The 16,585-nt window shown below is 68.6% G+C and carries 17 protein-coding genes; 9 read left to right on the forward strand and 8 right to left on the reverse strand.

Annotation, left to right across the window (positions count from 1 at the left end):
• Positions 1-59: 59 nt before the first annotated feature.
• Positions 60-791: an HAD family phosphatase gene (locus tag HUA76_RS17265; RefSeq protein ID WP_174461494.1), complete on the reverse strand. Its 732-nt coding sequence runs from the start codon at positions 789-791 to the stop codon at positions 60-62.
• Positions 792-1,153: 362 nt separating this feature from the next.
• Here HUA76_RS17265 and HUA76_RS17270 point away from each other — a divergent pair, with 362 nt between their 5' ends.
• The 4 genes from HUA76_RS17270 to HUA76_RS17285 all read left to right on the forward strand — a co-directional run bounded on the left by HUA76_RS17270 (position 1,154) and on the right by HUA76_RS17285 (position 4,519).
• A complete protein-coding gene (locus HUA76_RS17270) occupies positions 1,154-1,834 on the forward strand; it encodes a hypothetical protein (RefSeq protein WP_174461495.1) in 681 nt (226 codons plus the stop codon).
• Positions 1,835-1,950: 116 nt separating this feature from the next.
• Positions 1,951-2,442, forward strand: coding sequence for a hypothetical protein (locus HUA76_RS17275; protein ID WP_174461496.1), 492 nt, complete (start codon positions 1,951-1,953; stop codon positions 2,440-2,442).
• Positions 2,443-2,456: 14 nt separating this feature from the next.
• Positions 2,457-3,740 (forward strand): Nramp family divalent metal transporter, encoded by a 1,284-nt coding sequence (locus tag HUA76_RS17280; RefSeq protein ID WP_174461497.1) that lies wholly within the window; start codon positions 2,457-2,459, stop codon positions 3,738-3,740.
• Between the two features lie 182 nt (positions 3,741-3,922).
• On the forward strand, positions 3,923-4,519 hold the full coding sequence (locus tag HUA76_RS17285; RefSeq protein WP_246137497.1) for a hypothetical protein: 597 nt from the start codon (positions 3,923-3,925) through the stop codon (positions 4,517-4,519).
• 51 nt (positions 4,520-4,570) lie between these two features.
• Here the strand turns inward: HUA76_RS17285 and HUA76_RS17290 are convergent, their stop codons facing one another.
• Genes HUA76_RS17290 through HUA76_RS17300 form a run of 3 tightly spaced genes read right to left on the reverse strand, consistent with a single transcriptional unit; the run spans position 4,571 to position 8,767 of the window.
• Entirely contained in the window at positions 4,571-5,755 is a 1,185-nt protein-coding gene (locus HUA76_RS17290; RefSeq protein WP_141645921.1) for an iron-containing alcohol dehydrogenase, read from the reverse strand.
• A gap of 23 nt (positions 5,756-5,778) precedes the next feature.
• On the reverse strand, positions 5,779-7,245 hold the full coding sequence (locus HUA76_RS17295) for a glutamine synthetase family protein (protein ID WP_174453125.1): 1,467 nt from the start codon (positions 7,243-7,245) through the stop codon (positions 5,779-5,781).
• A 31-nt stretch (positions 7,246-7,276) separates the two neighbouring features.
• Positions 7,277-8,767 carry an aldehyde dehydrogenase family protein gene (locus HUA76_RS17300; protein ID WP_174453124.1) on the reverse strand — a complete coding sequence of 497 codons (1,491 nt, stop codon included), beginning with the start codon at positions 8,765-8,767 and terminating at the stop codon, positions 7,277-7,279.
• Between the two features lie 58 nt (positions 8,768-8,825).
• Between HUA76_RS17300 and HUA76_RS17305 the strand changes: the two genes are divergently transcribed.
• The 4 genes from HUA76_RS17305 to HUA76_RS17320 all read left to right on the forward strand — a co-directional run bounded on the left by HUA76_RS17305 (position 8,826) and on the right by HUA76_RS17320 (position 11,503).
• On the forward strand, positions 8,826-9,611 hold the full coding sequence (locus HUA76_RS17305; protein WP_371823488.1) for a glutamine amidotransferase: 786 nt from the start codon (positions 8,826-8,828) through the stop codon (positions 9,609-9,611).
• A gap of 18 nt (positions 9,612-9,629) precedes the next feature.
• Positions 9,630-10,127 (forward strand): hypothetical protein, encoded by a 498-nt coding sequence (locus tag HUA76_RS17310; protein ID WP_174461499.1) that lies wholly within the window; start codon positions 9,630-9,632, stop codon positions 10,125-10,127.
• A 105-nt stretch (positions 10,128-10,232) separates the two neighbouring features.
• Positions 10,233-11,030: a triacylglycerol lipase gene (locus HUA76_RS17315; RefSeq protein WP_174453121.1), complete on the forward strand. Its 798-nt coding sequence runs from the start codon at positions 10,233-10,235 to the stop codon at positions 11,028-11,030.
• Positions 11,031-11,044: 14 nt separating this feature from the next.
• Positions 11,045-11,503 carry a hypothetical protein gene (locus HUA76_RS17320; protein WP_174453120.1) on the forward strand — a complete coding sequence of 153 codons (459 nt, stop codon included), beginning with the start codon at positions 11,045-11,047 and terminating at the stop codon, positions 11,501-11,503.
• Positions 11,504-11,598: 95 nt separating this feature from the next.
• Here the strand turns inward: HUA76_RS17320 and HUA76_RS46455 are convergent, their stop codons facing one another.
• Positions 11,599-12,468 carry a GIY-YIG nuclease family protein gene (locus HUA76_RS46455; RefSeq protein ID WP_174461500.1) on the reverse strand — a complete coding sequence of 290 codons (870 nt, stop codon included), beginning with the start codon at positions 12,466-12,468 and terminating at the stop codon, positions 11,599-11,601.
• A 221-nt stretch (positions 12,469-12,689) separates the two neighbouring features.
• Here HUA76_RS46455 and HUA76_RS17330 point away from each other — a divergent pair, with 221 nt between their 5' ends.
• Positions 12,690-13,922: an AI-2E family transporter gene (locus HUA76_RS17330; RefSeq protein ID WP_174453118.1), complete on the forward strand. Its 1,233-nt coding sequence runs from the start codon at positions 12,690-12,692 to the stop codon at positions 13,920-13,922.
• 28 nt (positions 13,923-13,950) lie between these two features.
• Here the strand turns inward: HUA76_RS17330 and HUA76_RS45365 are convergent, their stop codons facing one another.
• From HUA76_RS45365 to rho, 3 genes are read right to left on the reverse strand one after another with little or no spacing between them, the layout of a single operon-like run.
• Positions 13,951-14,451: a tetratricopeptide repeat protein gene (locus HUA76_RS45365; RefSeq protein ID WP_174461501.1), complete on the reverse strand. Its 501-nt coding sequence runs from the start codon at positions 14,449-14,451 to the stop codon at positions 13,951-13,953.
• A gap of 58 nt (positions 14,452-14,509) precedes the next feature.
• The gene (locus tag HUA76_RS17340; protein ID WP_141645929.1) at positions 14,510-14,824 is read right to left on the reverse strand and encodes a hypothetical protein; all 315 of its coding nucleotides are present in this window, start codon (positions 14,822-14,824) and stop codon (positions 14,510-14,512) included.
• Between the two features lie 22 nt (positions 14,825-14,846).
• Positions 14,847-16,472, reverse strand: coding sequence for a transcription termination factor Rho (rho, locus tag HUA76_RS17345; RefSeq protein ID WP_174453115.1), 1,626 nt, complete (start codon positions 16,470-16,472; stop codon positions 14,847-14,849).
• Positions 16,473-16,585: the final 113 nt, after the last annotated feature.

The following is a 16,585-nucleotide window of genomic DNA, read 5'->3' on the forward strand; positions in this document are numbered from 1 at the left end:
TCCCTCCAAAGGCACCCAGCGACTCAACGCCACGCGCCATGGGCACGCCCAGACGACCTTCAACCGGGCTCGAGAGAATCCTCCCCACCCGCGGAGCGCGACAGGAGCCGGAGAAGGACTCGCAACACGTCATGCCGGTCCACGACGCACCACCCATTGCGCGCCGCGAGTCCCGCCAATTCATCGGAGGGCTCGAAGGCCACCGGCAACCCGACCAACCCGAAGACCTCCCCGTCGGAAGGTGAGTTGCCCATGGCGAGCGACGCCGCCAGACAGACCTCATGAAGCGCCTCCAGCTCCCGGAGGATGCGCGGCTTTCCGCCCATCAGGCCGGGGCCCTGGAGCACGCGCCCGGTGTAGCGATTGTGCCGGATGCCCATCACCGCGCCCCGGAAGACATCGATGCCCAGGTCGTTGGCCACCAACTGGACGACCTCGATGGGACTGCCGGAGACGATGGCCACCAGAAAGCCCTCCGCCTCGAGCATCCGCACGAGCGGGCGTACAAAGCCAAACATTCGCCCCTGGGCGTGAGCCCAGACCTCCTCCGCCGCGCGATCGACGCTGGAGACAGCCACGCCCGCCACGGCGCGCCCCAGCCCTTGGTAGACTTCAGCGACGGTGGTGTAGAAGTCCTGACACCCCGCACGGTGACGCTCCAGGGCCGACAGGAAGCCCTGCCCCATCTCAGCCTCGCAGGCACCTCGTGCCAGCAATTCCCTCACCAGCAACGCGCCGAGGGTGTCTGGCGTCAGCGTCCCATCCAGGTCGAGCACCGCGAGCCTTCTCATACCAAACCTTTCATGGCGGTCGAGCCTCCCGGCCGGAGGCCCGCGCACGCGCCCAGATGTGACGGAGGTGGCCATGGATTTGGATGCCGACATGAGAGACAGCGTGTCGCGCATTGAACGAGGCGAGCAGACAGGAGCCGCACCCGCGTTGGCGAGTCATCACGCGGCCCGTCCACCGCACCTGGCCTTCTCTGGCGACGTGTTCGATGGCGAAGGTCGCCTGGGGGCGCGTCTCCCCCTGGATAGACACCACCGTCCGCCGGGCGGGGCCACCGGGCGGCCCTGGATGCGGTCGCATTGCCGACGCCCGGTCCCCCTGCCCACCTTCCGCGAGAAGGGCTCACGCCCGGGGGGACTTCCACATGCATCTGTCCAGGCTTCCGTCGATTCTCGCCGTGTCCGCGGCGCTCTGCTTCTCGTTCGGCTGCTCCAAGCGGGGCTCTCAATCCCAGGGCGCCGAGCCGCAGGCCAGCACCCAGCCTCCGCCCGCCCAGCCGCCTCCACCGGCCACCGCGGAGGCAGTCCCCCCTGACATGGGGCCGCAGCCACCACCGCCGGGTGACGAGCACCATGGCAAGCACCACAAGGGCGTCTCCGAGCCCAACTGTCCCATGTCCGTCTCGGGCGCCATGGCCCGCGCCCAGGACGTGCCCGAAGGCGTGGCGCTCATCATCAGCACGCCGGAGCCGACGCAGGTGGCGGAGCTCCAGCAGCGCAGCCGGGCCATGCTCCACGAGCAGGCGGAGAGCACCCAGCGCGCGCAGCAGGAGACGCCCATGCAGGAGGCCCAGCGCGAGGACCTGGGTGACAGCCCATTGGAAGAGCAGGACGGCCTGGACGACACCGGCATGGGTGGCTCCGGCATGGCGGGCGCGCCGACCATGCCCTCCAGCGCGAGCGTCCAGGACACGCCGGATGGCGTCATCATCGTCTACACCGCGATGGACCCGTCCAAGCAGAAGCAACTCAGCAGCGAGGTCCACAAGACAGCGGACCAGATGAAGCCCGGCAAGTGCCCGGGGATGAGCCCCGACATGCCCTGAGCGGACGTCAGCCCACGCTCCCCGGCGAAGAAGTCGGGGGGCGCAGGGCGCGCCGCGGGCCTCATCGAGCAGGCCCTTCCAGACCTGGCCTGAGGAGTCGTGCCAGACTCGTTGGCATGGACGCACGGGACATCCATTCGAAGTGGGTCGTCAATCTGGAGGCCCAGGACCCGGAAGCGTCCGTCTGGCTCGGCTGGTCCGCGCTGGCGCGATTGCGCGATTCCATGACCGAGCTGTCCACCCACCCCAACACCTTCGTCCGCGTCGCGTTCTCCCAGAGCACCTTCGAGAGCCTGGGTGAGCTGTTGACGCGCGCCGAGGAGTGTCACGCGACCGAGGACCCTCACCTGCCCCATCCTCGCCCCCTGAGCACCGAGCGGCTCGCGAGCGCGGCGAACGAGCTCCACCAGCAGGCCCAGTTCCTCCAGACCAAGCTGGCCGAGCCGGGAGCCACGCACGTCACCTCACGTCAGGAGGTGGCGGCACACCAATCCTTCATCGACGAGTGGAAGACGATTCAGGCCCAGCTCGGCATGAGAGGCGGTCCACGCCCGCCGCTGCATGACTGCTCGGGCTCCATGACGATGTCGCTCATCTGGGGGTGGTAGCCTTTCGGGGCCCCATGGAAAGCCCGGCACCTTCCTCCGCGCAGTCCGCCGCTCCCGCGAGGCCCGGGCTGATGGCTCGCTTCGGGCCCGGCATCCTCGTCGCCGCCACGGGCGTGGGCGCGGGAGACCTGCTCACCGCGAGCCTGGGAGGCTCGGCCGTGGGTGTGGCCATCTTGTGGGCCGCCGTCGTGGGCTCGGTGCTCAAGGGCTTCCTCAACGAAGGCGTCGCGCGCTGGCAGCTCGCCACCGGCACCACCTTGCTGGAGGGCTGGGCGCGGCTGGGCCCGGGCCTGCGCAATGTCTTCTTCATCTATCTGCTGGGCTGGAGCTTCTTCACGGGCGGCGCGCTCATCTCCGCGTGTGGCGCGGCGGGAGATGCGCTGTGGCCACTGGGTGGAGACCCGGAGACGTCCCGGCGCATCTGGGGCGTGATTCACTCGCTGGTCGGCCTCGCGCTCGTCGGGCTCGGCGGGTTCCGCCTCTTCGAGAAGCTGATGGCGGCCTGCATCGCGCTGATGTTCGGCGCGGTCCTCTTCACCGCCGTGGCCTCGCAACCCGACTGGGCGGCCGCCGCGCGTGGGCTCGTGATTCCCTCCCTGCCCGACAAGAGCACCGTGTGGGTGCTGGGTCTGCTCGGCGGCGTGGGCGGCACTGTGACGATGCTGTCGTATGGCTACTGGATTCGAGAGAAGGGCCGCGAGGGTCCACTCGGCTTGAAGACCTGTCAGGCGGACCTCACCGTGGGCTACGCGCTGACGGGGATGTTCGGCGCGGCCATGGTCATCATCGGCTCGACGCTGCGCCTGGAGGGCACCGGCCTGAAGGTGGCGTCGCTGCTCGCCTCGCGGCTGGAGGCGGTCATCGGTCCCGCCGGCTACTGGGTGTTCCTCGCGGGCTTCTGGGGCGCGGTCTTCTCCAGCCTGCTGGGCGTCTGGGAGGGCATCCCCTACCTCTTCGCGGACTTCCTGCGCATCCACCGCAAAGGCCCGCCGGGGCCCGCCGTGGACATGCGCACCACCCGCGCATGGCGGCTGTACCTGGTCGCGCTCGCCATCGTCCCGCTGCCCATGCTCTGGGCGCCGCTCCAGCGCGCGCAGCTGGCCTACGCCGTGGTCGGCGCGCTGTTCATGCCGCTGCTCGCCGCCACCCTGCTGTGGATGAACAACCGACGCGCCTGGGTGGGCTCGCTGCGCAATGGCTGGCTCACCAACGCCGCGCTCGTCGCCACGCTGCTGCTCTTCCTCGGCGTCGGTCTCCAGGAAGCACTCGACGCACTGCGTAAATTGCAAGGCCCCTGAGACGCGGCGCGCCCGTGAGGGCCGGGCGCTCGTCGGAGAGTCCTTGGAGCGAGGATGTGAACTGGCGGTCGTTGGGGCCGCCGGAGAGTGCGCGAGCGGACGCCAGGACCTCCCTGGAGCACGAGGCTCGCAGTAGGCTGGAGCCGCGAACGGTGGTTCTTCCACGCCCCCGGGAGGGACACATGAAGCGCTGGAGTACATGGCTCACAGTGGCCGCGATGAGCGCGGGTTGTCAGAACGGCAGCAAGGACGACCGGCCCACGCGCGCGCAGATTCGCAAGACGGGACCCGCGACGATGGAGGTCATCCCCTCCGCCGGGCAGCTCCCCTACTGCATGCTCTACACGGTGTCCCAGAAGGGCGTCATCCGTCAGCTCACGCTGACGCGGGAGAACCGCTCCATCCGGTGCGACTCGAACAAGCCCATCGCGAACACCAGCTTCCGCGTCCCCACGCAGGAGGGGAAGGTGAAGGTCTACATCTTCTTCTCCGACGACCGCATCCCCGCGGGCCCCGTCGCGCAGCAGCTCTATGACCTGCGCGGCCAGGAGCGCATCAACGCGATGGACCTGCGCCTGCCCGGGCGCGTCTACGTAGAGACGCTGGACTTCGTTCCCGAGGAAGGCACCGCGGAGATGACCGGCGCGGTGGTGGGCTCGCACGGCGAAGTCACCGACTCCGGCCCTGGCTCGGTGAGCGAGAAGGACCTGGGCGCCACGGTGCTCGGAGACGGTGGCACCACCGGCGTCCTGCCGGCGGCCTCGGACCAGGGCAACTGAGCGGTCCGTCACCCCGAGGGAGGCGCTCGCCTCCCCCGGAACGACGCTGAATCACCAGGCCTCGCGGGCCATGGCCAGCAGGTCGGCCTCCACCACCTTGCGCGGGTTGCTCAGGTGCGAGGCGTCCTGGAAGGCCTTGTCGGCGATCTTCGGCAGGTCCTCTTCCTTGACGCCCACGTCGCGAAGCCGCGTGGGAATGCCGATGGCCGCGTTGAGCTTGCGCACCCGGTCGATGGCGTTGCTCGCGAGCACGTCCTCACGGGCATTGGAGGTATCCCCCATCGCCACGGCCACGCGCGCCAGCCGCGTCGTGCTCGAAGCGCGGTTGAACTCCATCACCACGGGCAACACGACGGCGTTGGCGAGGCCATGGTGCACGCCGGAGATGGGCGTCAGCGCATGCGCCAGCGCGTGACACGCGCCCAGGCCCTTCTGGAAGGCCATGGCACCCTGCATCGCGGCGATCATCATGTCCGTGCGCGCCGCCAGGTCCGTGCCCTCCCGCACCGCCGTCACCAGCGAGCGGCTCACGCGTTGGATGCCGTCGATGGCCACCGCGTCCGCCAGCGGATGGAAGCCATTGGCCAGGTACGCCTCCAGGCAATGCGTGAAGGCATCCATGCCGGTGGCCGCGGTGACGCCGGGAGGAAGCCCCAGCGTCAGCTCCGGGTCGACGATGGCGGCGCGAGGCAGCAGGGCCGGGCTGAAAATCACCGTCTTGCGCCCCGTGTCCGCCAGCGTCACCACGCCCGAGCGGCCCACCTCCGAGCCCGTGCCCGCCGTCGTCGGAATGGCGATGAGCGGAGGCAGGTCGTCCTTCACGTACTGGTCCCCGCCCTTCGCGTCGTCATAGCGACTGAGCGGAGGCTCGTGGGTGGTGAGCAGTTGCACCAGCTTGCCCGCATCCAGCGCGCTGCCGCCGCCCAGCGCGATGAGCCCGTCGCAGTTGTGGTGGCGATAGACCTCCAGGCCGGCGAAGACGTCCTTCTCGGTGGGGTTGGGCTCCACGCCGTCGAAGACGGCGCACGCCAGGCCCGCCGTCTTCAAGACTTCGAGCACGCGGGAGGCGAGCCCCGCCTTCACCACGCCCGCGTCCGTCACCAGCAACGGGCGCTTCATGTTCAAGCGTTGCGCCTGGGCGGGCAGTCGCTGGAGCGCGCCCGCGCCCAGGACGATGCGGGTGGGCCACGCCATCTCGGTGATACGGGGCTCAGCGGGAATGTCGAACGGCTTCATCGCGGGTTCCTCCCTCGGGCTCATCAGATGAGCTCCAGGTAGCGCTCCAACTCCCAGCTCGTGACGGCGCGCTCGTACTGGCGCACCTCCCACTCGCGCGTGCGCACGAAGTGGTCCACGAAGCCCTCGCCCAGGATTTCCCGGGCGCGTTCGCTCTGCTTGAGCAGGGCCACGGCATCTCTCAAATTGCGCGGCAGCGGCGCGGCCTCGTGGGACGCGTACGCATTGGAGTTGCACGCGGGGGGCGGCTCGATTTCGTTCTCGATGCCCCACAGGCCCGCGGCCAGGCTCGCCGCCATGCCGATGTACGCGTTCATGTCCGCGCCGAGCTGGCGGTACTCGATGCGCATCGCCTTGGCGTTCTCACCGATGACGCGCACGGCGCAGGTGCGGTTCTCCAGACCCCACGCCGCGGTGGTGGGCGCCCAGGTGTTCTCCACGCTGCGCTTGTAGCTGTTGATGGTGGGCCAGTAGAGCGCCGTCAGCTCCGGCATCAGCGCTATCTGCCCGCCGATGTAGTGGCGCATGAGGCGGCTCATGCCGTGCGGCGAGCCTTCCTCGTGGAAGAGGTTGTGCTCGCCCTTCAGGTCCCAGAGCGACTGGTGCACGTGCCCCGAGCACCCTGGCAGCTTCGCGTTCACCTTCGCCATGAAGCACGCGGTGAGGCCCTGGCGCGCGCACAGCTCCTTCACCACCGTCTTGAAGAGGGCCGCCTTGTCCGCGGAGCGCTCCACATCGTCATAGCGGATGGCCGCCTCGAAGACGCCGGGCCCCGTCTCGGTGTGGAAGCCCTCGATGTTGAGGCCGAAGCCGTTGCACCCGTCGATGAGCGCATGCACCAGCGGCGCGTTCTGCGACGTGCGCAACCACGAGTAACCGAACATGCCGGGCGTCAGCGGCGTGAGGTCCTGGAAGCCCTTTTGCTTCAGCGTGTCCGGCTGCTCCTTGAAGATGAAGAACTCGTACTCGGCGCCGAAGCGAGGCAGGTAGCCCTGCTCCCGTGCGCGCGCGGCGATTTTCTGGAGCAGCTGCCGGGGACTGGCCTCGAAGGGCGTGCCGTCCGGGTTGACGAAGTCCAGCAGGAAGGCCGCGGTGTCGGGCTCCCACGGAATCACCCGCCCCGTCGTCACGTCCACCGTCGCGTGCGCATCCGGGTAGCCGGTGTGCCAGCCCGTCACCTGGGTGTTGTCCAGCAGCTCGTCGCCCAAATCCCAGCCGAAGACGACGTCGCAGAAGCCCAGGCCGCCCTTGGCGGCGCTGAGGAACTTCTCCAGGGAGATGTACTTGCCGCGCCAGACACCGTCGATGTCGATGGCGCCGACCTTCACCTTCTTCACGCCGTTGTCGTCGAGCCAGCGCTTGAGCGTGTCGGTGCCGCCGGAGTCCCGGGGCACGGCGGCGCCGCGCACGGGGCCACCGCGCTCCTTCGCGCGAGCCCTGCGAGCCACGGTCGGATGCGTGAGTACCTTCGCCTTGGGACGGGTCGGCATCGGGACCTTCCTTCCTGGGGTGAGGGAATGCTCAGGTGTCCGTCGGCAGGCGCGTCCACACCGCCTTGCACTGGAGGTAGCCATCCAGCGCGTGGTGCGACAAATCGCGGCCCCAGCCGGACTCCTTGTAGCCGCCGAACGGCGCGGCATCGTCGAACTCGTTGAAGCAGTTGATCCACACCACGCCGCTCTTCACCTTGCGAGCCAGCGCGTGCGCCTTCGCCACGTCGCGCGTCCACAGCGAGGCGGCCAGGCCGTAGAGCGTGCCGTTGGCCAGCTCCAGCGCCTGCGCGTCATCGCGGAAGCGCAGACAGCTGAGCACCGGTCCGAAAATCTCCTCCTGGGCAATCTTCATGTCCGGCTTCACGTCGCCGAAGATGGTGGGCCGCATGAAGTAGCCCTTCGCCTTGACGCTCTCCGTGTCGCGCTCACCACCGGCCAGGAGCTTCGCGCCCTGCTGACGGCCGCTCTCGACGTAGCCGAGGATGGTGTCGAGCTGCTTCTGGCTCACCTGCGCGCCCATCTCCGTGGACGGGTCCAACGGGTCTCCGACGCGCAGCTTGCGCGCGCGGTCCGCCAGCCGGGCCACGAAGTCGTCGTAGATGCCGTCCTGCACGAGCACGCGGCTGCCCGCGTTGCACGTCTCGCCCTTGTTGCCGAAGATGCCCCAGAAGCACGCCTCCACGGCGCGCTCCAGGTCCGCGTCGGAGAAGATGACCTGCGGGCTCTTGCCGCCCAGCTCCAGCGTCAGCTTCTTGAGGTTGCTGCCCGCCGACGCCTGCATCAGCCGGCGCGCGGTGCGACCGGAGCCGGTGAAGGAAATCTTGTCCACGTCCGGGTGCCGCGCGAGCGCCTCGCCCGCGGGGTCCCCGTAGCCGGTGACGACGTTGAGGACCCCGGGAGGAAAGCCCGCCTCGAGCGCGAGCGCGCCCAGCTTCATCGCCGTCAGCGGCGTCATCTCGGAGGGCTTCACCACCACCGTGCAGCCCGCGGCGAGCGCGGGCCCCAGCTTCCAGCAGAGGATGCACGTGGGGTAGTTCCACGGGACGATGAGGCCCACCACGCCCACCGGCTCCTTGAGCACGTAGGTGTGGAAGGGGCCGTCCACCGGGAGCACCTCGCCATGAATCTTGTCCGCCCAGTCCGCGAAGTACGCGAGCGTGCCGGCACCCGGGGCCACGTCGCCTCGGACGGCGTCGCGGAAGGTCTTGCCGTTGTTGAGCGACTCGACGAGCGCGAACTCCTCGCGGCGCTGCCACAGCAGGTCGGCCAGCTTGCGGATGAGCTTGCCGCGCTCCCGGGCGGACATCTTGCTCCACGGGCCGGACTCGAAGGCGCGACGGGCGGCTTTCACCGCGCGGTCCACGTCGGCGGCGGTGGCGCTGGGTACATCGCACACCTTCTCACCCGTGGCGGGATTCACCACCGGGAGCGAGCCCCCTTCGAGGGGGTCCACGCCCTGCCCATCGATGAGCAGTTGCAGGACGGGCAGCCGGGGGGAGAGCGAGCGGGCGTCTAGCATGGGGATTCCTCGGGGCGCACAGGGGCGTTCCAGACAGATTGGCCAGGAGCGAACACAGGTGGCACGACAGGGTAGGAATGACGTCCAGACGCGGCAACCTGCGGTGGTGAAGAACGTCTTGTTGCTGAAAGCCGGCGAGGCTGCTGAGTCCGTGCGCCTCACCGTCGGTGATTACGAGCACTGGTTCCTGGGCACCATCGGACTGGAGGGCCATCGCTTCGACATCCTCCCGGTGCACCGCGACGCGCCGTTGCCACGGGACGCGCATGCGTACGACGCGGTGATGATGACGGGCTCCCCTCTGTCGGTGACGCGGTTGGAGCCGTGGATGGAGCGCGTCGCGGACTTCATGGTGGAGGCCGGTGAGAAGGGCACGCCGGTGCTTGGCGTGTGTTTTGGTCATCAGTTGCTCGCGCGTGCGTACGGTGGACACGTGGCGCGAAATCCGCAGGGCCGGGAGACGGGGACGGTGGAGGTGAGGCTCACCGAGGCGGGGCGTCGGGACGCGCTGTTCGACGGGGTGCCGGAGGTCTTCGCCGCCCAGGCCACGCACGAGGACATCGTCGCGCAGGTGCCCGAGGGCGCGACGGTGCTCGCGGGCAACGCCAACACGGCCGCGCAGGCGCTGGCGTTCCGCCCGAAGGTCCGAGGCGTGCAATTCCACCCGGAAGCGGCGCCGGACGCCCTGCGCGCCGTCATCCACGCGCGTCAGGAGGGACTGGAGCAGGAGGCCGTGGCGCGGGGGATTCCGCCCGGTGCGCAGGTGCCCCGATTGCTCGCGGGCCTGACTCCCACTCCCGCTGGGAGGCGAATCCTGATGAACTTCCTGGAGCGCTTCACCTGACCCCCTTCGAGGCTCCCCTTGCCGCGCTTCCTGCCGTCGCTGCTACTCGCCCTTCTCGTCTCCGCCTGCTCGGACGGTGACCCGTGCTCCCAGGCTCCTCGCTGTGACGACTCGGAGGCGCTCAACTGCGAGACGGCCTGCACGGTGGGCCCCTGCTCCACCGGCGCCATCTTCCAGGAGTGCGACCAGGGCACCACCTGCACCGTCGTGCCGGGAGACCGGAGCGACGCGCGCTTCTATCGCTCGCGGGCCGTGTGCGCGCGGAGCCTGACGGCGTGTGACCCGGCGACGGCGCCCGAGCCCGTCTGCGAGGACGGCCGCTTCGTCACCGGCTGCGGCGCGCATCACCGAGACATCCGCGCCTTCTGCTCCCAGGCGGCGCTGTACTTCGCGAAGGTTCCGGCGTGCTGCGTGACGGGGCCGGGCGATGGTGGGGCGGATGCCGGCACGGACGGAGGCACGGGGGATGGTGGAATTCCGGACGCTGGGCCGGGGCCGTCCGACGCCGGACGTTGAGCAGCACGCGTTCGCGGGTTGAGGCCCCCGCGCGAGCCCGGCGGAACGAGGCCGTGATTCACAGGGTGTGTCCGGACGGCGCTCCTCGCGCCGACCGAGTGCGCCATGAATCCTCTCGTTCCGCACTACCGCCGGTGGACACGACGACTGCGAAACCTCGCGGGCCATCTGCATCTGGACGCACGCGCCAACCACATCGTCCGGAGGACGGACTTCACGCACTGTCCCCGGCCGGTGTTGTTGCTCTATGGCTTCTTCAGCACGCGCCGCGTGTTCGAGGTGCTGGAGCAGCGGCTGCGGCGTGACGGCTATTCCGTCTGGTCCATCCACCTGGGCGGAGCGTTGGATCGGTTCAACACGTGCGGCATCGACGCGCTGGCGCGGAAGGTGAGTGAGAAGGTGGAGCGCATGTACACGCGCTATCCGCACATGGGGCCGCTGAGCATCGTCGGCCACTCGAAGGGGGGCCTCATCGGCATGTATTACGTGAAGCGCCTGGGCGGAGATGCGCGGGTGCGCAACCTCATCACGCTCGGCACTCCGCACAAGGGTTCGCGGCTGGCGTACCTGGGGTGCGCGACGCTCGGGTGGTTCAGCCGCAGCATGTGGCAACTCACGCCCGTGTCGCCGTTCCTGAAGCAGCTGCGCATGGGGGCGTTTCCGCGGAACGTGCGGCTGGCGTCGCTCTACTCGAAGATGGATGAAGTCACGCCCTGGGCATCAGCGCGGCTGGACGTGGAGGGGCAGCCACAGGTGTTCAACCACGAACTTCCCGACGTGGGCCACGGAGAGCTGCTCACCCGGCGGGCGGTCTACGAGGTCATCCGGCGCGAGCTGGTCGCGGGTTATGGCGAATGCGCGCAGGGTCTGCGCGCCGTGTCGCTGCCACCGTCCGCCTCTTGAGGTAGAGAGGGAACATGCCCTCGCGCTGGGACCGCCTCTTCGACCTGAAGCCCGTGCCGCTCATGGACCACTTCGTGGAGGAGGTGGCGAAGCTGCTGGCGCAGGACCTCCAGAAGTGGCCGCCGCCGGTGGAGGAGGTGGACCTGGACACGGGAGGCCACTTCGCGCCCCTGTTCACCGAGCCTCATCCGCGCCCCGCGCCGGTCGTCTACACCGAAGCGCTGCGACTGACGCGGTGGGAGCTGATGCACGAGACGGACGCGTTCGACGACTACATGCGCAACAAGCGCTACCTCGAACGAGGACTGGCGCCGGAGGACCGGCTGTCGCTGTTGTTCCTCGCGCGCTGGCTCACGGAGCAGATGCTGAGCCTGGGAGAAGCCACCGAGGGCCGCGTCAAACGCAAACAGATGCAAGCCTGCCTGGACAAGCTGGAGACGAAGCTCCGGCTCGCGCAGGGCGCCCAGGCGTGAGCGGGTCTCGCCAACAGGGAGAGACCTGACGCGCGACTTTCGACGTCTCGTATCGCGAGTCGAGGAGCAACGAGCCGAGCCATCACGGACGATGGCTATTCGAGTTCAGCGGCCTCGACGGCACCCAGGCTCGTCCCATCCGGCAGGCGCCACCCAGCAGGGCCGCTTTGGGGAGAGCCAGCGACCACCACGGCCGCCGCCGAAGAGCTGGTGAAGACAGCATCCGTGCGGAACAGAAGCAGTTCGGCGGATTCGTGAGGGACCAGCGTGCCGTCGCGAATAAGCCCTTCGCGGAGCGCCCGGTACCCCTTCGAAATCGAGTCGTAGGTCTTCCGGACCGCCGTCGAGCCGCGCAGCACGACATATCCCTCGGAGGACCTCCGCATCCGAGCCTGCGCCTTGAGCACCAAATAGGTGAACTCGGGCCCGCTCGTCCGCGTCCCACTCCGTGGCTCGAGCATCTGGCCCGCACGTCCAGACAGCGGGGGAAGCGTGAGCCGCACGTATTCGAGGAAGCCTTCCATGTCAGCCAGGTCCGACTCAGGGAGCGCGGCGCCCGAAGGAGCGGCGCCATTCGTCAGGTTGACCCGAGCCGCCTCGCTGGCGAGCGTGTGCAGCGCGAGTTCCAGGTGCTTCGCATGGGCCTTGGTGAGGTTGCCGTCCTTCGACGTGAAGACCACCGCCTCGGTCCACCACTCCTTCGAGGAGTCCCGAGCATGCTGGGCCAGCCGCTGACCGAGCGCTTCGGTCTCACCGATGTAGCCACGCACCTCCCCCACCGCGTCCGGATCATCGCCGAGCAGGATGTACACCCCCGGGCGCACGGCCTCCTTGCGCGACTTGAACTGGGGCAGATGGTTTCGCGGAACGGCCAGGGCAATACCCGCCCAGTTCATGACGTCCGCAACCCGCAAACCACTGGGGTCCCCGTCCACGAAGAACAACTTGATGGTCTTTCCTGCCACCACGCCCCTCCTGAGCCAGCGGAATACCCCTCGAAGTCTGCTTGAAGACCGGGCTTGAAGTCAGTCGATACAAGCAGTCGTGAGCGGTCCCCTCGTCAGGAAGCTGGGACCACGAACTTTCCGCTCGCTTGGAACCGGAGCAGCCCCCCGGCTCGGAGGGCGGACGAGAACCAGGGACGCCGGGCCTTGTCAGCGCGCGGGCACTGCCGTAAGCCCGAGGCATGTTGCAGCCACTGGACACCCCGCCTCCGACGCCCACCACCGACCGCCGCAAGCGCCTGCTCATCCTGGGTGCACTCTGGCTCGTCGTAGCGGCGGCCCTGGTGACGTTCCGCTCGGTGGTGATGCCCTTCGCCGGCGCGGCGCTCATCGCGTACCTGGTGCAGCCGCTCGTCTCTCGCATCACCCGGCTGAAGGTCGCCGGACGCAACGTCCCCCACTGGGCGGCCATCCTGCTCATCTACGCGGGCTTCTTCGTCGGCGTGTATCTCTTCCTGGTGGCGCTGGTCCCCCAGCTCTACCGGGAGATGGCGCGCGTCAGCCGGGACACGATGGCGCTGGCCAACACGCTCACGCCGGAGCAGGTGCAGGTGCTCGCGCAGCGCGGGGAGGCGTGGCTCAGCGACTACGGCATTCCCGTGGCGCTCTCGAACCGGGCGCTGGAGGGCGCGGACGCCGCGGGCGGAGGGCACTTCAGCCTCGCGCTGGACCTGGAGCAGTTGCTGAGTGACACGGTGAAGCGCGTCTCGTCGCTGGTGCAGGAGAACCTGGGGGACATCGTCAGCGTGTCCCGCAGCATCATCGCCGGGGTCGCCGCGGGCGTCTTCACGCTGTTCTTCGTGCTGATGGTGGCGGCCTTCTTCTCCATCGACGGTCAGGCCATCCGCCGGTACTGCGGCACCCTGGTGCCCGCCGAGTACGCGCACGACGCAAGGCAGCTCGCCGAGCGAATCGACCGCTCGCTGTCCGGCGTCGTGCGGGGTCAGGTCACCATCTGCGTCGTCAACGGCGCGCTGACCTTCGTGGGGCTGCTGCTCTTCGGGGTGAAGTTCGCCTTCCTGCTGGCCACCATCGCCACGTTCTTCAGCCTCATCCCCATCTTCGGCACCATCCTCAGCTCGGTGCCCATCGTCCTCATCGCGATGGCGGACGGCTTCAAGAAGGGCCTGGCCATCCTGGTGTGGATCATCGGCATCCACGCGGTGGAGGCGTACTTCCTCAACCCCAAAATCATGGGGCAGGCCGCGCGCATCCATCCGGTCATCGTCGCCTTCTCGCTCATCGCGGGAGAACGACTCTTTGGCCTCGTGGGCGCGCTCTTCGCCGTGCCCATCACCGCCATCCTCGTGGCCTGCTTCGACTACGCCCGCCTCAAGGCGCAACCGCAGCCCGTGGTGACGCTCCCCTCCTCCGAGCCGGCCCCTGTCACCGGCCAGCGGACTCCGGCGGCCTGAGCACCCCTTCGTCTCCCGCGCGAGACGACTACGGAGCCCTGCCCCTGAGCGCCTTGGCGTAGTTCGAGAGAGAGCGGTTGTAGCGCGGCAGATGACGCGCCAGTGCACCGAGCGCGAGCCCCACCGCCTCCCGCTCGCGTCCGGCATCCACGAGCGACAGCGCGAGGAACGCGGAGACAGCGTCATCGAGTTCATCGGACCCGACGGCCCGCTCGGCGGTGAGGAGCGCGACGCTCTCCTGCACTTCGCCCAGATTGCGCAGCGTGCTGGCCAGTTGAATCACGGCCTGGCGCCGCAGGCCGCCACTCAGTCCCGAGGCCAGGGCTTGTCGATACAGCGGCGCGGCCAGCGCTTCCTGTCCGAGTGAGTCGTGGGCCGACGCCCGCTCGAACAGTGCTCGCGGATGCCCCACCGGCAGCTCCGCCGAGAGCGCTTCCACGCGGGCGAGGAAGTCACCGGGAGCAGCCCCGTCGAAAGAGGCCCACAGCTCCGCGATGCGCCGCTCCCACTCCAGTTCGGTCGTCGTCACCGCCCCAGCTTCGCAGCCCGCATGGCGGCATGAAAGGCGTGAGGCCGCGGGAGTCGCCTCACTGACAGGCGGCGTCGCAGCGTGCTCCACGACAGAAGGGGATGCAGCGGCCACAGTCGATGGAGCCTTCCGGGCACCCGCCCGTGCAGCTCACACCGCCACAGCTCGGGCCTTCATCCGCGTGGGTGACGGCGGTCCCCAGCCCGCAGCAGGCATTGGCGACACAGTCGTCATCCGAGTAGCAGGTCCGGTCGGACAGCACCGGGGGCGCGTCATCCAGCGGCCCCAGGGGGTCCACATCGCATCCCAGTCCACCTCCGAGTGACATCCCGATGAAGAGGGGAAGCAGACGGACGAACATGGGACGAGACATGGACCCTCCGATGGGCGGTGGCTTACCGGTTCATCGAGCCGAGGAAGTCAGCGTTCGTCGGCGTCGGACGCATGTGCTTGAGCACGAACTCCATCGCATCGATGGGAGTGAACGGGTGGAGCACCTGGCGCAGCGCAGTGATGCGCACGAGATCGCCCGGCGACAAGAGCAATTCTTCCTTGCGCGTGCCGGACTTGTTGATGTCCAGCGTCGGGAAGATGCGCTTCTCCATCAGCTTCCGGTCCAGGACGATTTCGGAGTTACCCGTGCCCTTGAACTCCTCGAAGATGACCTCGTCCATGCGGCTGCCGGTGTCGATGAGCGCGGTGCCGATGATGGTCAGCGAGCCGCCTTCCTCGATGTTGCGCGCGGCGCCGAAGAAGCGCTTGGGCTTGTGCAGCGCGTTGGCGTCCACGCCGCCGGAGAGAATCTTTCCGGACGCGGGAACCACCGTGTTGTAGGCGCGCGCCAGACGGGTAATCGAGTCGAGCAGGATGCAGACGTCGTACTTCTGTTCGACGAGGCGCTTGGCCTTGTCGATGACCATCTCCGCCACCTGCACGTGCCGCGTGGCGGGCTCGTCGAAGGTGGAGGAGACGACCTCGCCCCGCACGCTGCGCTCCATGTCCGTGACTTCTTCCGGGCGCTCATCCACGAGCAGCACGATGAGGTACACGTCCGGGTGGTTGCGGCTGATGGCGTGCGCGATGTTCTGCAGCAGCACCGTCTTGCCGGCCTTCGGCGGCGCGACGATGAGGCAGCGCTGTCCCAGACCGATGGGGCAGAACATGTCGATGATGCGCGTGGTCATCTCCGACGACTCGTGCTCCAGCTTGAGCTTGCGCGTCGGATACAGCGGCGTGAGGTTGTCGAACAGGATGCGCTCGCGCGCCGCGTCCGACATCGGGTCCGTGAAGTTGACCTTGTCCACCTTCTGGAGCGCGAAGAAGCGCTCGCCCTCGCGGGGCTGGCGGATGGGGCCCGTCACCGTGTCGCCCGGGCGCAGGTTGAACCTGCGCACCTGCGACGGAGACACGTAGATGTCGTCCGGGCTGGGCTGGTAGTCGCTGTCGGAGCTGCGCAGGAAGCCGAAGCCGTCGCTGAGCATCTCCATCACGCCTTCGGCGTGGACCTCGAAGCGCTTGTCCGCGATGCCGCCGAGCAGCGCGAAGATGAGGTCCTGCTTCTTCAGACCCTGGTAGTTCTCGATGCCCACGTCGTGGGCCATCTTGGACAGGTCCGTGATCTTCATCCGCTTCAGGTCATTGAGCTTGATGACCTGCATCGGCGCGCCGTCGCGGCTGACTTCCGTGATCGCGGGCGCGTCGGGGACCTCCGGCGCGGGAGGCAGCGTGGCCGCCGGCGAATCGTCCTCTCCAGAGGAAAGACGCGCCTCCTGGATGTCGTCGTCGCGGACGGGACGGGAAATGGGGGTCAGGACCGGGCGGGGCGGCTCGGCGCTCACCTCGGCCTCCGGCTCCGCGCTGACTTCCTCGTCGCGGCGGGGGCGGCGGGTGCGGGAGGGCTTCTCGGTATCTTCCCTTTCGGCGGTCTTCGCCGCCGCGCGCTTGCGACGGGGCTTGTCGTCGGCCTCGACGGGAACTACGACGTCGGCGGCCTTCTCTCTCGAAGTACGGGCTTTGCGCATGTCTGGAACGCTTGGGGATTGGTGGGGTGCCCGAGGACTCGGACGCTCGATTGCCGGGGGAGATTCCGCGCGGCCTCGGAAGCACCTTCCAGGAGGACAGCCCTACCGGAATC

It is taken from the genome of Myxococcus sp. CA056 (assembly GCF_013336715.1).
Taxonomy (GTDB): domain Bacteria; phylum Myxococcota; class Myxococcia; order Myxococcales; family Myxococcaceae; genus Myxococcus; species Myxococcus llanfairpwllgwyngyllgogerychwyrndrobwllllantysiliogogogochensis.

Excerpts from the sequence above, each read along its gene's own strand:
- HUA76_RS17265 (WP_174461494.1), bottom strand. The coding sequence starts at position 791 with ATGAGAAGGCTCGCGGTGCTCGACCTGGATGGGACGCTGACGCCAGAC.
- HUA76_RS17270 (WP_174461495.1), top strand. The coding sequence starts at position 1,154 with ATGCATCTGTCCAGGCTTCCGTCGATTCTCGCCGTGTCCGCGGCGCTC.
- HUA76_RS17275 (WP_174461496.1), top strand. The coding sequence starts at position 1,951 with ATGGACGCACGGGACATCCATTCGAAGTGGGTCGTCAATCTGGAGGCC.
- HUA76_RS17280 (WP_174461497.1), top strand. The coding sequence starts at position 2,457 with ATGGAAAGCCCGGCACCTTCCTCCGCGCAGTCCGCCGCTCCCGCGAGG.
- HUA76_RS17285 (WP_246137497.1), top strand. The coding sequence starts at position 3,923 with ATGAAGCGCTGGAGTACATGGCTCACAGTGGCCGCGATGAGCGCGGGT.
- HUA76_RS17290 (WP_141645921.1), bottom strand. The coding sequence starts at position 5,755 with ATGAAGCCGTTCGACATTCCCGCTGAGCCCCGTATCACCGAGATGGCG.
- HUA76_RS17295 (WP_174453125.1), bottom strand. The coding sequence starts at position 7,245 with ATGCCGACCCGTCCCAAGGCGAAGGTACTCACGCATCCGACCGTGGCT.
- HUA76_RS17300 (WP_174453124.1), bottom strand. The coding sequence starts at position 8,767 with ATGCTAGACGCCCGCTCGCTCTCCCCCCGGCTGCCCGTCCTGCAACTG.
- HUA76_RS17315 (WP_174453121.1), top strand. The coding sequence starts at position 10,233 with ATGAATCCTCTCGTTCCGCACTACCGCCGGTGGACACGACGACTGCGA.
- HUA76_RS17320 (WP_174453120.1), top strand. The coding sequence starts at position 11,045 with ATGCCCTCGCGCTGGGACCGCCTCTTCGACCTGAAGCCCGTGCCGCTC.
- HUA76_RS17330 (WP_174453118.1), top strand. The coding sequence starts at position 12,690 with ATGTTGCAGCCACTGGACACCCCGCCTCCGACGCCCACCACCGACCGC.
- HUA76_RS17340 (WP_141645929.1), bottom strand. The coding sequence starts at position 14,824 with ATGTCTCGTCCCATGTTCGTCCGTCTGCTTCCCCTCTTCATCGGGATG.
- rho (WP_174453115.1), bottom strand. The coding sequence starts at position 16,472 with ATGCGCAAAGCCCGTACTTCGAGAGAGAAGGCCGCCGACGTCGTAGTT.